We start from the raw sequence: 13,785 nt of genomic DNA, 5'->3' as shown, positions 1-13,785 counted from the left end.
TCAACACACCCGCGCCGGAGCGTCAGACCCCGGCGCGTTTCTGCGCCTCCTCGACGAGCGCCAAGGCCGCCGCGAGGTCCGCCTCGTCCCTCAGCACGAGCGCCAAGTCGTGCACGGCGACCGTGATCTGGTCGGCGGCCGCGAACATGCCCGCGTCGGGCATCTCCCGGGGCTGCGCCGAGGGGTCCTCCAGGAGCTGGGCCCGGCGTGCCAACTCCCTGGCCAGTGCGAGTGCCTCGGCCGCCGCGCTCCGCTGCAGCCGGCTCTGCGGAGCGGCCCGCAACCGGTCGGCGAAGTGATCCACGGCCCGGGTCAAACGCGTCGTATCAAGCACGCCGCGAGACTACGCGTCGTACCGGGACTGTTGCCAACAGGCGAACGCTCAGGCACCGTGACCTGAAGGACCGGCTTCATCGAGTGCGTCCGGAGGCGCCGATGTCCCAAGTCTTCTCCCAGGAGACCCATCGCAATCTGCTCGCCCGCATTCCCCACTGCACCGGTCGTGAAGTCTCCGACTGGCTGCGTACCGTCGACGAAGGCCCCTCTCTCTGCTTCGAGGAGAAGGTCAGCTGGCTCCGGCACGAGCACAATCTCGCGTACGGCCACGCCAAGGCGATCATTCACGAGTACGACCTGAGGAGGGCCGCGCGCAAACTGCTCTGAGCGCGCATCACCGCATCCCGTTCGCCACCGAGCATCCGCACGACGAAGGGCCCGCGAACCCCGGTGCGGGGTCGCGGGCCCTTCCCTGTCCGGGGCCGACGGTCAGTCGTTGCTGCTGAAGATGGCGACCAGCCGGAGCATCTCGACGTAGATCCACACGAGCGTCATGGTCAGGCCGAACGCGGCCAGCCATGCCTCCTCGCGCGGGGCGCCGTAGGCGATGCCGTCCTCGATCTGCTTGAAGTCGAGGGTCAGGAAGAACGCGCCCAGCAGGATCGCGACGACGCCGACGAGCGCGCCCAGCGGGCCCATGCTGCGCAGCCCGCCGTCGGGTGCGACACCGAAGGCGACCAGCAGCAGGTTGACCGCCATGACCAGGACGAAGGCGATGGCGATGGCCATGCCGACCCGCGCATACCGCGCGGTCACCCGGATCCAGCCCGCCTTGTAGACGAGCAGGGTCGCGCCGGAGACCGCCATGGTGCCGAGCACGGCCTGGAAGGGTGCGCCGCTCCACTGCGAGTTGTACATCTCGCTGATCACGCCGAGGAAGACGCCCTCGAAGGCGGCGTAGCCGAGGATCAGCGCGGGCGAGGCGGTGCGCTTGAACGACTGCACCATCGCCAGGACGAACGCGACGAGCGCGGCGCCGATCGCGAGGCCGTAGCTGGAGGCCGAGACCGGCAGCAACGTCCAGGCCAGGATGGCGCCGACGGCGACCGTGCCGAGCGTCATCGCCGAACGCATGACGACGTCGTCCATCGTCATCCGGCCGGTGGCGGCCGGGGCCTGCGGCGGGGCGCCGTACTGAGTCTGCTGGGAGTAGGGGTTCTGCGCGTAGGGGTTGCCGCCCGCGTAAGGGTTCTGCGCGTACGGGTTGCCCTGCGTGCCGACGGCGGCTCCCCCGGCCTGCGGCGCGGTGTTGAAGCCCGCGTAGCCGTTGTCGCGGCTGAACCCCCGTCGCGAGAAGACCGGGTTGCTGCTCCTCATTTCACTCCTCCATGGCCACCCTGCGTGGCCTTGGCTCAAGAGTAATAGGTAGGCAAAGGATTGACCCTACTGCTTGAGGAGGATCTTTCCCCTGTCCTTGCGCGCAACACGCTACGCGGATGGGTGATTCCCTGCGAGGGGCCCGCCCATCCATGACCAATCTGGGACTCGGCCGAGACCGGCCGCTGATCCACGGCGCGTTTCCCCCACTCCGACGGCCCCCTCGGGGCTCACCCCGACGGCCCCTAGGGGCTCACCAGGCGCGGGGAACTGTCGACAGTGAGAATCGAACGCCTTGCCGCCACCGGGCATCCGTACCGCGCGCGGGCGAGGATGGGGGTACGGACCCTCCACGCCGCGGCAGGAAGCACGCCCACCCCATGAACGCTCTGCTGGAGATCGACGGAGCCGCCTGCTCGGGATCGGGCATGATCGTCCGCCAGGCCATGGCCTACGCGGCCGTGACGGGCATCCCGGTCCATCTGCGCCGTGTCCGGGCGCACCGGCCGTCCCCGGGGCTGCGGCATCAGCATCTCTGCGCGGTCGAGGCCGTCCGCACGCTGGTCGGCGGGACGGTCGAGGGGGCGGTGCTCGGCTCGCGGGACGTCACCTTCCGTCCCGCCGGCGGGTCGCCGCACGGCCGGTACGCGTTCGACGTGGGGACCGCGGGGTCGGCCACCGCACTGTCGCTCGCGCTGCTGCCCGTCCTCGCCACGGCAGCCGAGCCGGTCCGGGTCGACCTCACCGGCGGGCTGTTCCAGGACCGTGCGCCCTCCGCGTTCCACCTGCAGCATGTCCTCGCCCCGCTGCTCGGCCGGATGGGGCTCGCGGTCGAGGTCACGCCGGTCCGGCCCGGCTATCCGCCGAAGGGCGGCGGTGTGCTGCGGCTCGTGGTGCGCGGGCACGGCCCGCTCCTGCCCCTGGACGCGCAGTCGCCGGGGCCGCTCCGGTCGGTGTGGGGCATCGCCCTCGCCTCCCACCTGCGAGAACGCGAGGTGGCCCGGCGGATGGCGGACGGGGCCCGCGAGGTGCTGGCCCGGGCAGGACACGACGCTCGCATCGACGAGTACGACGACACCACCGCCCTCCAGCCGGGCGCCGCGCTCGCCCTCTTCGCGGACCTGACGGACGGGTGGCGACTCGGGGCGGACGGCGCCGGGGCCCCCGGGCGCCGCGCCGAGGCGATCGGGGCGGCCACCGCGCGGCGCCTGCTGGAGGAACTGCGCACGGGGGCGGCGCTCGACCGCTTCGCCGGCGACCAGATCGTCGCTTTCACCGCGCTGGCCCACGGCCGCAGCCGGGTGCGGCCGGCCGCGGTCAGCGACCATGTGCGCACCGCGGTGTGGCTGACGAACCTGTTCGGCCTGGCCCGCGCCGAACTGACGGGACGCCTCCTCGTCGTCGACGGGGGCGGCCGGCCGAGGAGACGGCCAGGGTGACGGCCGGGGACACGCCGCGGCGGCGGCCCGCCGGACGGCGGCACGTGCCCGATTCGCCAGGCCAGGTGGAGGCGCGCAGCATGGAAATGACCCGAATGCCGCCGTTTCGCGGAGGTGAACCGCGATGACACTGCCCGTACATCACCGGCCCGGCCAACACCTCGAGTGGTTCCCGGAGCTGAGCTGGGGCGAGCCGATCACCGCCGAGGTGGAGAACCTCTTCGAGCGGATGAACCGGTTCCTGGAGGCCGCCGGGGTCGCCCCTTCCGCCGGGGCCTGGTCGCCGGCGGCCGACCTGCAGGAGAGGGACGACGCCTACCTGATCGAGGCGGAGCTGCCCGGGATCAAGCGCGAGGACATCGACGTCGAGATCAGCGAGCGGGAACTGTGCATCACCGGCGAGTACAAGGAACGCGAGCGGGAGGGCGTCCTCCGCCGCAGCACCCGGCGCACCGGACGCTTCGAGTACCGGGCGCTGCTGCCGGCCGACGTGAAGACGGACGAGATCACGGCAACGCTGACGGACGGGGTGCTGACCGTCACCGTCCCCAAGGCCCAGGCGGTCACGTCGCGGCACATCGAGATCTCCCAGTCCTGAGGGACACGGCGCCTTCCCTCCCGACGAGCGGGGCACGGACGCCGAACGGCAGATCCCGGGCACCCGGCAGACCGAGAAGAGTCAGAAGACCCAGAACATCCCGATCGCGCACCTTCTTTGGAGAACCCATGCTCCAGACCCGTGAACTCCTCGACAGCCTGACCACCAAGTCACCGCTGAACAACGAGATCCTCGCCGCCACCATCGACGCCCTCTCCACCTGCGAGGAGGCCGTCACCGCCTGCGCCGCGGGCATGGCCACGAGCCAGGACGGCGGATCGATGGGCACGGCCATCGCCCTCGACCTGGACTGCGCGGACTCCGTACTGGCCACGCGGCGGATCCTGACCCGGGCGACGGGACCCAACGGCGCCCTGCTGGGCGCGCAGTTGGAGGCGTGTCTCATCGCCTGCCAACGCAGCCACGAGGAGTGCAGTCGCCACTCCGCCCACCATGAGCACTGCCGTCTGTGCGCGGACGCCACCCGGCAGGCCGCCGACGCCTGCCGTCAGGCCCTGACGGCCCTGCGCGCCTGACCGGACGACGCCGACCCGACCGGGCGACAGCGCCACCCCGGGCCCGGTCACCCCTCGTCGTACGCGGTCACCGGCCGGCACCGGCCGCGCCCGGGCGTCGACGTCTTGCGTCACCGCCTGCCCGGGCAGGCGGTGTCGACGTCGGTGCGAGCCCACGGCCCCCCGGCGCGCATGCACGTGCCCGCGTGACACGCTCGGCCGGGGGGCTGGGTCGCGGCTGCGCCGCACGCGTTCCTACCGTTCACCCCGGACCACCGTGGGGAGATCCCCGCCTCTCGCCGGGGTTCTCCGCACGGGACCTGGGCCGGTCCACGTCGAAGGCGTGGTGGGACGCGTCGTGCCGTTGATCGAGGCAGCCGGCGCTGTCGGGGCGGGAGACTCCCGCCCTCAGTCGTCCGCCTCCTGCTCCTCGAACATGCCCGGGTCGACGTCATCGTCCTCGAACATGGACGGGTCGGCGACCTCTTCGTCGTCGAACATGGACGGGTCGGCGACCTCCTGATCGTCGAACATGGCGGGGTCGGCGATCTCCTGCTGGTCGAGCTGCACGACGTCGGCGTTGGTCTGCGCCTCGCCTGCCTCTGCGAGGACCGGGGTGCTCAGGAGCATCAGGCCGGCGGCGGCGATTGCCAGCGCACTGGTGATGCGAGTCGTCTTGGTCACGATGGTGCTCCTCTGTCGAGCGGACTGGGATCCTGGTGTCTTTCCTGATCGGGCCCGTGGAAGCCGGAACGGGGGAGCGGCTGGGGCACCCTCGTCCGCCGTCGGACCCTTCGATCCCTGGTCGTTCTGCAAGCCGGCCGACCCGCAGAAGGGGATCTGTCCGCAGGCTATGCAGACATCAACAACGCCCATTGCCCCGACACGACATACAATATGACCTTTTGTACAACGTCCCTCATTTGACCTATTCGCCTCCGCATCCCGGGGCCGCTCGCTCCCGCCACGCACGCGGCGACAGAGTCGGATCGCGCCGAGCGGACCAGAGCGGCATCGACTGTGCCGAATCGCGGGCACGTTGCGGTTGGAGGTCGTACGGGAAGGATGCCCCGCATGGGGGCCTCACGAGCACGTCGGACAGCTCTGGTCTACGTCGGCCTACTGGCGGCAGCCGCAGGAGTGGCACTGTGGCTGTCCAAGGAGGGGCCTTGACCCCTGATCCGTAGCGCCGGGCCGAAGACGCCGCCGTCGAAGAGCTGGGCCGGGAGCCGGCGGCAGTGGCGCCGTGTCGTGCGATGGGCCCGGAACCGGACTCGAACCGGAAGAGGCCACCTCCCTGGAGTGGCTCACCGGGTGAGCCGGCAACGCAAGCAGTCGTCTGCACGCCGAGCGTGACCACCGCCTCCGACGAGGCGGCGGTCACGCTCGGCGTGTTCTCGCTCTGGGCGAGATCGCTTTCGAGGGGCGCTAACTGCAGGAGCTGCAGCTGCAGCAGCTTTGGACCCTGACGTCGTCGATGACGGGGCCGTGGGATCCGACGTTGGTGCCGGCGAATGTCAGCTTCGTGGAGGTGTTGTTGGCCACGAAGGTGAACTGCCGCGTCACGTACCCCATGTTCGTCGGGGTCTTGCCTGTGGTGTCGAAGGTGAAGTCCTGGAAGGTCTGCCCGTCGATGAGGGCCTTGCCCGTCTTCACGGGCGGACTGTATGTGGGATCGACGACAGGGTTGCCGGCGAGGTCGTAGGTCACGGTGTACTTCGTCCCGGGCTTCGTCGTGAAGGTCTGGGACACGGCGCCTGGGCCGCCGCCGTTGAGGTCTACGGACTGGTTGCCTTCCGCAGCCTGCCAGTAGCTGTTGTCGACCAGGTCGACGGTGCCGCTCTCGACCTGCCACAGGCCCATGTCCTGACCTGGGACGAAGGTCTGGAAGACGTTCGGCGCGACGATGGGCGTCTCGAAGCTGCCGTTGGAGAAGGCGGTGGTGGCTTGAGCTGCCACCGAGCGGGCCGCCTGGGCACCGTGAGCGGGGGATGCCGCAGCAGTGCCGGTACCGGCGAGCAGGCCCGCCGCGACAATCGCAGCGCAGAGACGTTTGGACAGCATGGACCCTCCGATTGAACGGTTCAAGGGAGCCGGGACAGGCTGAGTGTTGCCTACTTCGTTCACAATTGCGGCTGATGGACACATAGGCATTCGAGTGAGAGTTTGCTGGAGGAATATGCCATGTCCGCGTAGGGTGACCGCCGTGCAGCGGCAGGGTTGTTCGGCCGCCGGTCTCAGCTTGGCGTTTGTCCTCGGCGGCACTCAGTTGTTCTGGTCCGTGCAGATGCTTCACGGGCACGGCGAACAGGCGGGCACCACATCCGACGTGATCGTCCCTAATGGGCTGCGCCGCGGGGGGAGATCAAGCCGGACTCGTAGGCGACCACGACGAGTTGGGCGCGGTCGCGGGCGGCGAGCTTGGTCATGGCGCGGCTGACGTGAGTCTTGGCCGTGGACGGGCTGATCACCATGTGGGCGGCGATCTCGTCGTTGCTGAGGCCACGGCCGACCAGGGCGAGGACCTCGCGCTCCCGCCGGGTCAGCGCCTCCAGGCGGGACTGCGCGCCGGGGCCCGGGTACAGCGGCCGGGACGTGTACTCGGCGATGAGCTTGCGGGTGATGGCCGGGGAGAGCAGCGCGTCGCCGCGGGCGGCGACCCGAACCGCTTGGAGCAGGTCGGCGGGTTCGATGTCCTTGACGAGGAATCCGCTCGCGCCTGCGCGCAGCGCGCTGTAGACGTACTCGTCGACGCCGTAGTTCGTCAGGATCACCACGTGCACGGCGGACAGGGCCGGGTCCGCGGCGATCCGGCGAGTGGCCTCGATCCCGTCCGCCACCGGCATCGAGACGTCGACGAGGGCCACGTCGGGAACGTGCTCGGCGGCCAGCGCGGCCCCGGCCGCCCCGTCGGCGGCCTCGGCGACGACCTCGATGTCGTCCTCGGCGTCCAGCAGCGCGCGGAAGCCGCCGCGGATGAGCGGCTGGTCGTCGACGAGCAGAACCCGGATCACGGCGTGCCGCCGGGATCGGCTCCGTTCAGCGGGAACTCGGCGCGGACGGTGAACCCGCCCTCCGGCCGGGGCCCGGCGTGCAGCCGCCCGCCGAGTGCGGTGACCCGCTCGCGCATGCCGGTCAGGCCGGTGCCCGGCTCCGGCTGCGCCACGGGGGTTGCCCTGCCGTCGTCGTCGACGCGTATGGCCAGCGAATCCGGCTGGAAGTCGAGGCGGACCCGTGCCGAGGCGGGCCCGGCGTGCCGGGCGGCGTTCGTCAGCGCCTCCTGGACGACCCGGTAGGCGGCCCGGTCGAGTTCGGGGTGCAGCGCCCTCCGCTTGCCCTCGACGGTCACGGTGACGGGCAGGCCCGAGGAATTCGTCCGTTCCACCAGCTCGGGCAGGAGGACGAGCCCCGTGGCCGGGGGGTCGGGCCGGCCGGGGACGGCCTCGCCGGGGGCGCGCAGCACGTCGAGGGTCGCCCTGAGTTCGCGGGTCGCGTCGCCGGCGGCCTCCTCGATGGCCAGCAGGGCTTCCGGGGCGCTCTCGCCGCGCTTGCGTGCCAGGTGGACGGCCACCCCGGCCTGCACCTTGATCACGGAGATGCTGTGGGTGAGCGAGTCGTGCAGTTCGCGGGCGATCCGCAGCCGCTCCTCACCCGCCCGGCGGCGTGCGGTCTCCTCGCGCAGCCGCTCGGCGTCGGCCGCCCGCTGCTCCGCGTCCGCGGCGCGCTGCTCGGCCTGCCTGAGGTTGCTGTTCCACTGGCGCCGCATCTCCGCCGTCATCACTGCGGCCACCACCCAGCCGACCAGCAGGAACCGCCCCTCCACGATCTCCCTGGCGGACTGTCCCTGGGAGGACGTGAGGCTCGGAGCGACCGTGCCCGCGACGAACGCGCCTGTGCTCAGGGCAACCGTGACCAGCCGGTGGCCCGCGAGGACGGCGGTGTAGACCGCCACGAGAACGGGCAGGGCGGCCGCGTCCCCCGGGTAGCCGCGCAGTTCGTAGGCGACCAGGCAGGCGAGCGTGGCGGCCACGACCGCGACCGGGGCGTGGTGCCTCGCGGTGAGCGTGAGAGCCCCCACCAGCACCAGGAGGTGTCCGAGCAGGTCGAGACCGGTGCGGTCGGGGACGGCCACCGCGGAGCCGACCAGCGAGATCGCGGCGACGACACCCGCCGTCACCGCGTCCCGTGCGTAGCTGCGCAAGCCCCACCGCATGCCCATCCCCGCACGGTAGCGCCGGTGCGTGCACCGACGCGTCACCCCGTGGGGCCATTCCGCGGGTACTCCCGGGGAGGTAGCCGCCGGGCCGGGTCCGCCCGACGTGTCGGCTCGGAGTGCCACCGTCAGGGCGACGACGGCGGCCCCCGGCACCGCACACCCTCGAAAGACGCGGCGGCCGATGCCGCAGACGGTCGGCAAGGCGATCGGAAGGAGAAGGGGACATGAAGAGGCAAGCGGTCGACACGGCGGGCACCGGGGCGCGGGAGCCGGAGCAGCCCGGCGTCCTCATCCCGTGGGTGCGCCGGTACAACCTGCTCGTCACGGTGATCTTCGGCGGCCGCCGCGGTGCGCTGAACAGCACGCTGGTGGCGGCGAGCGGCGCCCGCTCCGGCGATGCGGTGCTCGACGTCGGCTGCGGCCCCGGCGTCTTCGCCGGGCGGCTCGCCGACGCGGTCGGGTCCGGTGGCCGGGTGGTCGGCATCGACCCCTCGGCACCCATGGTCGAGTACGCGTCCCGGCACGCGGGCCGGGCGGCCAACTGCCGCTTCGTACTCACGTCCGCGCAGTCCCTGGACCTGCCCGACCGCGAATTCGACGTGGTCACCTCGACGTTCGCGATGCACCACATCCCCGAGGCGCACCGGAGGACCGCGCTGGCGCAGATGTACCGCGTGCTGCGGCCCGGCGGGCGACTGCTGATCGCGGACGCCTTCCCGAGCGGCGCGGTGACCCCTCGGGTGACCCGTGCCATGGCCAGGATGATGTCCCACGGCGGCGCACGCCAGGAGATGCCGGATGATCCGATGTCCGTCGCCGACGTGCGGCAGTACACGGGTGCGCTCCGTGACGTGGGGTTCACCGAGCCGCGGTTCACCGACGTGCCGCCCTGGACGCGCTACCTCGTGGCGGAGCGCCCGACGGCATGACCAGGGGCGGGGACGGACGCCGGGGCCTCCCGGCGCCGAGCCGACGAACTGCGGTCGCTGATCGAGACTGGGCTCCCGGGTCGGCGTCCCGGGCCTTGCCGACTACTCGGCGACCAAGTCAGGGATCGAGAGGTACACCATGGGGGTCGCACGGGACCTCGGGCCCCGGGACATCACGGCCAACGTCGTGGAAGCCGGACTGATGGAGGGCGGCAGGGAAGGGCCGGACCCCGAGACCCTCAAGGCCCTGGTCAGCTCGCTGTCCCTGCAACGCCCGGGTCGCCCCGAAGAGATCGCCGCGGCGATCGCCTTTCTCGCGAGCCCCGCCGCGTCGTACGTCACGGGCGCGGTGCTGGACGCCCACGGTGGCTACAACGCCTGAACCTGAACTCCTGCCGCGCGCCCCGAACGACCGAAGAGATGCGGCGCCGACCGACGTCTTCTCCTGGTCTGCCACCGTGTCGTGCGATGTGCCCGGAACCGGACTCGAACCGGTACGCCCGCGAGGGGCAGCGAGGTTTAAGCTCGCCGTGTCTGCATTCCACCATCCGGGCAGGCCATGGGCTCCGCATCGAGGCTCCGAGCCTATCGGGGCGCATCGCTCCAACAGCGGCCGGGTGAGCCGATGTTGTCTTATTTTATTGACGTCTGAGGGAGCATCAGCCGCGGGTACGGGCCATCCGCACTTGCCAATAGCCTTTCGGGCGACCACAGCCCGTGCACGCGGAATGACGGAATTTCACCGCCCAGAAGGAGCGCATCGAGACCCGCTCCGCACCTGGTGAGCAACCGCTTTCTCCCCGGAAGCGCCCCCGGCAGCCTTCTCAGGGGCCGGCGTCATCCCCAGGTATGACGCCGGCCCGGCCGGTCCGACCCGAGACTGCCCCGGGAACCGGAACAGCGGCTGACTCCGCGCCGTGGATCGGCCGGGACGATGGACACGTCCCATCGACCGATGTCGTCCCGACAGGAGCACCCCGTGACCAGCACCCCCCTCGTCGACCGGGCCACCTCGGTGGCCGCCCGAGCCACGGATCTGTCCAAGGTCTACGGTCAGGGCGAGACCCAGGTGGTGGCCCTGGACCGGGTCACCGTCGACTTCCAGCAGGCCCGGTTCACCGCCATCATGGGGCCCTCGGGCTCCGGCAAGTCGACGCTGATGCACTGTGTCGCCGGCCTCGACTCCTTCTCGTCCGGTTCCGTGCGCATCGGCGACGTCGAGCTGGCCACGCTGAAGGACAAGCAGCTCACGCAGCTGCGCCGGGACAAGATCGGCTTCATCTTCCAGGCGTTCAACCTGCTGCCGACGCTGAACGCGCTGGAGAACATCACCCTCCCGATGGACATCGCGGGCCGCAGGCCGGACAAGGCGTGGCTGGACACCGTGATCCAGATGATCGGTCTGTCGGACCGGCTGAGCCACCGCCCCTCCCAGCTGTCCGGCGGCCAGCAGCAGCGCGTCGCGGTGGCGCGGGCCCTGGCCTCCAAGCCGGACATCATCTTCGGCGACGAGCCCACCGGGAACCTGGACTCGCGGTCGGGCGCGGAGGTGCTGGGCTTTCTGCGCAACTCCGTCAGGGAGTTGGGGCAGACGGTGGTGATGGTCACCCACGGCCCGGTCGCGGCGGCGTACGCGGACCGGGTGATCTTCCTGGCGGACGGACGGATCGTGGACGAGCTGCACGAACCGACCGCCGACGCGGTGCTGGACCGGATGAAGCGGTTCGACGCGAAGGGCCGCACCAGCTGACACCGGCGGCAACCCGCCCGTCCCGTACGAAAGCCCGCCCGCACGGGAGTGCGCCCGCGCGCCCGGCCCGCCACATCCCCGGGAGCGGCCGTCGGCCGCCCCGCGCGCCTCCCGCCCCCACCCGTCGCACAACCCAGCCCTGGACAGAGAGAAATGTTCCGAACCGCCCTGCGCACCGTGCTCGCGCACAAGGCCAGGCTGCTCATGACCGTCCTCGCCGTGATGCTCGGCGTGGCGTTCGTGTCGGGCACCCTGGTCTTCACCAACACCATCTCGGACGCCTACCAGAAGAGTTCCGCCAAGGGATTCGACCAGGTCGACGTCGCCATCCGCCCGGAGGGCCGCAAGGACACCGGCGACACGGTCGGCAAGGAGCCGGAGCTCACCCAGGCCCTTCTCGACAGGGCCGCCGAGGCGCCGGGCGCCGACAGCGCCATCGGTGTCGTCAGCGGCTTCACCGCCATCGCCGACAAGCACGGCAAGCTCATCGGCGGCGGCTTCCGGTCCCAGGGCGGCAACTACTGGGGCGCCGAGGATCCCCGGTACCCGCTCGTGAGCGGGCACGCCCCCAAGGGGCAGAACGAGGTCCTCATCGACTCCGGGACCGCCGAGCGCGCCGGCTACGAGGTCGGCGACACCGTGCGCCTCTCCGTCGACGGGCCCGTCCTGGCCCCGAGGATCACGGGCATCTTCACCACCGACGACGGCAACGTCGCCGCCGGCGGCAGCCTCGCCCTGTTCGACACGGCCACCGCCCAGCGACTGTTCCACAAGAGCGGGGCCTACGACGAGATCGACGTGAAGGCCGCCCCCGGCACCGGCCAGATCGCCCTGCGCAACGCGCTGGACGAGATCGTGCCCAAGGACGTCGCCTCCACCACCACCGGCCGGCAGCTCGCCGACGACCAGGCCCAGCAGATCGCCTCCGCGACCAGCGGCATGCGCACGGGACTGCTGGTCTTCGCGGGGATCTCACTGTTCGTCGGCACGTTCATCATCGCCAACACCTTCACCATGCTGGTCGCCCAGCGCACCAAGGAGCTGGCGCTGCTGCGCGCGGTCGGCGCCTCCCGCCGGCAGATCACCCGGTCCGTGCTCGTCGAGGCGTTCGTGGTCGGAGCGGTCGCGGCCGTCACCGGGCTGGTGGTGGGCATCGGCATCGGCGCCGGGCTGCGGTCGCTGGTGGGCAAGCTCGGCGGGACCGTTCCGGACGGGCCGCTCGTGATCACCCCGGGCACGGTCGTCGCCGCCGTCGCCGTGGGCGTCCTGATCACGATGCTGGCCGCCTGGCTGCCGGGCCGCCGCGCGGCGAAGATCCCGCCGGTCGCCGCGATGAGCAGTGTCCACGCGCAGGCCACCACGAAGTCCCTGGTCGTCAGGAACACGATCGGCGCCCTGCTCGCCGCGGCCGGTGTCACCACCGTGCTGTACGCCACCACGCTGGACGGCAGCGCCGGCCAGATGCCGATGGGTGCCGGCGCGGTGCTCCTCGTGATCGGGGTCTTCGTCCTCACGCCGCTGCTGTCGCGCCCGCTGATCGCGGCCGCCGCACCCGTCCTGCGCGTCTTCGGGGTCTCGGGGAAGCTGGCCCGGCAGAACGCGGTGCGCAACCCGCGGCGCACCGCGGCCACCGCCTCGGCCCTGATGATCGGCCTGACCCTGATCACCGGTCTGACGGTGATGGCGGGAAGTCTGCAGCACGCGATCGACAAGATGGCCGCCTCGGCGCTCAAGGCGGACTACGTGGTGTCGATGGCGAACGGCAACCCGCTCTCCGTCGACGTCGAGAAGACGCTGAAGTCGACCGACGGGGTCACCGCGACCAGCCCGCTGCGCAACGCGCCCTCGCGCATCGACGGCGAGACCGAGTACCTGACCGGCGTCGACGGCGCCACGATCGGCACGCTGACCGATCTGCCGGTCCTGGACGGCGCCTTCAAGGTCGGCGGCACCGGGGTGGTCGTCGACGACGGCACGGCCGGATCCCACCACTGGACGGCGGGTTCGCGGTTCACGGTCTCGTACGAGGACGGGAAGAAGCAGGTGCTGACGGTGGCGGGCGTCTACCGGAAGACCGAGATGATGCGCGGCATCATGCTGGACGTCGCGACGCTCTCCCCGCACCAGAGCGATCCGTCCGACATGCAGGTGATGGTCAGGACGTCGGGCGGCGCCACCGCCTCGGCCAAGAGCACGCTGGAGAAGGCGCTGGGCGACAACCCGGCCGTCCTGGTCCAGGACAAGAAGGACATCTCCAACAGCATCGCGCAGATCTTCACGCTGATGCTGAACATGCTCTACGGCCTGCTGGCCATGGCGGTGATCGTCGCCGTCCTCGGCGTCATCAACACCCTGGCCATGTCGGTCTTCGAGCGATCCCAGGAGATCGGGATGCTCCGCGCGATCGGACTCGACCGCAAGGCGACCAAGCGCATGGTCCGACTGGAGTCCCTGGTCATCTCGCTCTTCGGCGGCGTGCTCGGCCTCGGCCTGGGCGTGTTCTTCGGCTGGGCGGCCGGTGAACTGCTCGGCACGAAGCTGGCGACCTACGAACTGGTCCTGCCCTGGGGCCGGATGGCGCTCTTCCTCCTGCTGGCGGCGGCGGTCGGCGTACTGGCCGCCCTGTGGCCGGCCCGGCGGGCGGCCCGCCTGAACATGCTCACGGCGATCAAGTCGGAGTAGCGG

The 13,785-nt window shown here is 71.1% G+C and carries 14 protein-coding genes and 1 tRNA gene; 8 read left to right on the top strand and 7 right to left on the bottom strand.

What is annotated here, in order from left to right; all coding sequences use genetic code 11:
- Positions 1–22 precede the first annotated feature (22 nt).
- On the bottom strand, positions 23–334 hold the full coding sequence (locus tag ACFYMU_RS20890) for a hypothetical protein (RefSeq protein ID WP_388374998.1): 312 nt from the start codon (positions 332–334) through the stop codon (positions 23–25).
- 101 nt (positions 335–435) lie between these two features.
- Here ACFYMU_RS20890 and ACFYMU_RS20885 point away from each other — a divergent pair, with 101 nt between their 5' ends.
- On the top strand, positions 436–663 hold the full coding sequence (locus tag ACFYMU_RS20885) for a DUF4287 domain-containing protein (RefSeq protein ID WP_265564261.1): 228 nt from the start codon (positions 436–438) through the stop codon (positions 661–663).
- 102 nt (positions 664–765) lie between these two features.
- On the opposite strand, the gene ACFYMU_RS20880 is transcribed toward ACFYMU_RS20885, so the two are convergent.
- Positions 766–1,653, bottom strand: a complete 888-nt coding sequence (locus ACFYMU_RS20880) for a Bax inhibitor-1/YccA family protein (protein WP_388374995.1) — start codon at positions 1,651–1,653, stop codon at positions 766–768.
- A gap of 380 nt (positions 1,654–2,033) precedes the next feature.
- On the opposite strand from ACFYMU_RS20880, the gene rtcA reads away from it, so the two are divergent.
- The 3 genes from rtcA to ACFYMU_RS20865 all read left to right on the top strand — a co-directional run bounded on the left by rtcA (position 2,034) and on the right by ACFYMU_RS20865 (position 4,226).
- Complete coding sequence (gene rtcA / locus ACFYMU_RS20875) at positions 2,034–3,092, top strand: RNA 3'-terminal phosphate cyclase (RefSeq protein WP_388374992.1); 1,059 nt, start codon at positions 2,034–2,036, stop codon at positions 3,090–3,092.
- Between the two features lie 124 nt (positions 3,093–3,216).
- Complete coding sequence (locus ACFYMU_RS20870; protein ID WP_388374989.1) at positions 3,217–3,690, top strand: Hsp20/alpha crystallin family protein; 474 nt, start codon at positions 3,217–3,219, stop codon at positions 3,688–3,690.
- Between the two features lie 128 nt (positions 3,691–3,818).
- Positions 3,819–4,226 (top strand): hypothetical protein, encoded by a 408-nt coding sequence (locus tag ACFYMU_RS20865; protein WP_388374988.1) that lies wholly within the window; start codon positions 3,819–3,821, stop codon positions 4,224–4,226.
- Positions 4,227–4,613: 387 nt separating this feature from the next.
- Here ACFYMU_RS20865 and ACFYMU_RS20860 read toward each other — a convergent pair whose 3' ends face one another.
- The 4 genes from ACFYMU_RS20860 to ACFYMU_RS20845 all read right to left on the bottom strand — a co-directional run bounded on the left by ACFYMU_RS20860 (position 4,614) and on the right by ACFYMU_RS20845 (position 8,424).
- Positions 4,614–4,889 carry a hypothetical protein gene (locus ACFYMU_RS20860; protein ID WP_388374985.1) on the bottom strand — a complete coding sequence of 92 codons (276 nt, stop codon included), beginning with the start codon at positions 4,887–4,889 and terminating at the stop codon, positions 4,614–4,616.
- 744 nt (positions 4,890–5,633) lie between these two features.
- A complete protein-coding gene (locus ACFYMU_RS20855) occupies positions 5,634–6,164 on the bottom strand; it encodes a choice-of-anchor C family protein (protein ID WP_388374982.1) in 531 nt (176 codons plus the stop codon).
- Positions 6,165–6,544: 380 nt separating this feature from the next.
- Complete coding sequence (locus tag ACFYMU_RS20850; RefSeq protein WP_388374979.1) at positions 6,545–7,219, bottom strand: response regulator; 675 nt, start codon at positions 7,217–7,219, stop codon at positions 6,545–6,547.
- A complete protein-coding gene (locus ACFYMU_RS20845; RefSeq protein WP_388374976.1) occupies positions 7,216–8,424 on the bottom strand; it encodes a sensor histidine kinase in 1,209 nt (402 codons plus the stop codon). The genes ACFYMU_RS20850 and ACFYMU_RS20845 overlap by 4 nt, the downstream gene beginning before the upstream one ends.
- A gap of 221 nt (positions 8,425–8,645) precedes the next feature.
- Here ACFYMU_RS20845 and ACFYMU_RS20840 point away from each other — a divergent pair, with 221 nt between their 5' ends.
- Complete coding sequence (locus ACFYMU_RS20840; RefSeq protein ID WP_388374973.1) at positions 8,646–9,350, top strand: class I SAM-dependent methyltransferase; 705 nt, start codon at positions 8,646–8,648, stop codon at positions 9,348–9,350.
- 67 nt (positions 9,351–9,417) lie between these two features.
- Positions 9,418–9,732 (top strand): SDR family NAD(P)-dependent oxidoreductase, encoded by a 315-nt coding sequence (locus ACFYMU_RS20835; RefSeq protein ID WP_388375178.1) that lies wholly within the window; start codon positions 9,418–9,420, stop codon positions 9,730–9,732.
- An 89-nt stretch (positions 9,733–9,821) separates the two neighbouring features.
- Here ACFYMU_RS20835 and ACFYMU_RS20830 read toward each other — a convergent pair.
- A tRNA-Leu gene (locus ACFYMU_RS20830) sits at positions 9,822–9,904 on the bottom strand.
- A 401-nt stretch (positions 9,905–10,305) separates the two neighbouring features.
- On the opposite strand from ACFYMU_RS20830, the gene ACFYMU_RS20825 reads away from it, so the two are divergent.
- Entirely contained in the window at positions 10,306–11,100 is a 795-nt protein-coding gene (locus tag ACFYMU_RS20825; protein ID WP_388374970.1) for an ABC transporter ATP-binding protein, read from the top strand.
- Positions 11,101–11,253: 153 nt separating this feature from the next.
- On the top strand, positions 11,254–13,782 hold the full coding sequence (locus ACFYMU_RS20820; RefSeq protein WP_388374967.1) for an ABC transporter permease: 2,529 nt from the start codon (positions 11,254–11,256) through the stop codon (positions 13,780–13,782).
- Positions 13,783–13,785: the final 3 nt, after the last annotated feature.

The sequence above is a fragment of the Streptomyces sp. NPDC007264 genome (genome assembly GCF_042869095.1).
Taxonomy (GTDB): domain Bacteria; phylum Actinomycetota; class Actinomycetes; order Streptomycetales; family Streptomycetaceae; genus Streptomyces.
This window is presented reverse-complemented; position numbering and strand designations above follow the sequence as displayed.

Coding starts and splice junctions, on each gene's coding strand:
- ACFYMU_RS20885 (WP_265564261.1), top strand. CDS start 436: ATGTCCCAAGTCTTCTCCCAGGAGACCCATCGCAATCTGCTCGCCCGC.
- ACFYMU_RS20880 (WP_388374995.1), bottom strand. CDS start 1,653: ATGAGGAGCAGCAACCCGGTCTTCTCGCGACGGGGGTTCAGCCGCGAC.
- rtcA (WP_388374992.1), top strand. CDS start 2,034: ATGAACGCTCTGCTGGAGATCGACGGAGCCGCCTGCTCGGGATCGGGC.
- ACFYMU_RS20870 (WP_388374989.1), top strand. CDS start 3,217: ATGACACTGCCCGTACATCACCGGCCCGGCCAACACCTCGAGTGGTTC.
- ACFYMU_RS20865 (WP_388374988.1), top strand. CDS start 3,819: ATGCTCCAGACCCGTGAACTCCTCGACAGCCTGACCACCAAGTCACCG.
- ACFYMU_RS20845 (WP_388374976.1), bottom strand. CDS start 8,424: ATGGGCATGCGGTGGGGCTTGCGCAGCTACGCACGGGACGCGGTGACG.
- ACFYMU_RS20840 (WP_388374973.1), top strand. CDS start 8,646: ATGAAGAGGCAAGCGGTCGACACGGCGGGCACCGGGGCGCGGGAGCCG.
- ACFYMU_RS20825 (WP_388374970.1), top strand. CDS start 10,306: ATGTCGTCCCGACAGGAGCACCCCGTGACCAGCACCCCCCTCGTCGAC.
- ACFYMU_RS20820 (WP_388374967.1), top strand. CDS start 11,254: ATGTTCCGAACCGCCCTGCGCACCGTGCTCGCGCACAAGGCCAGGCTG.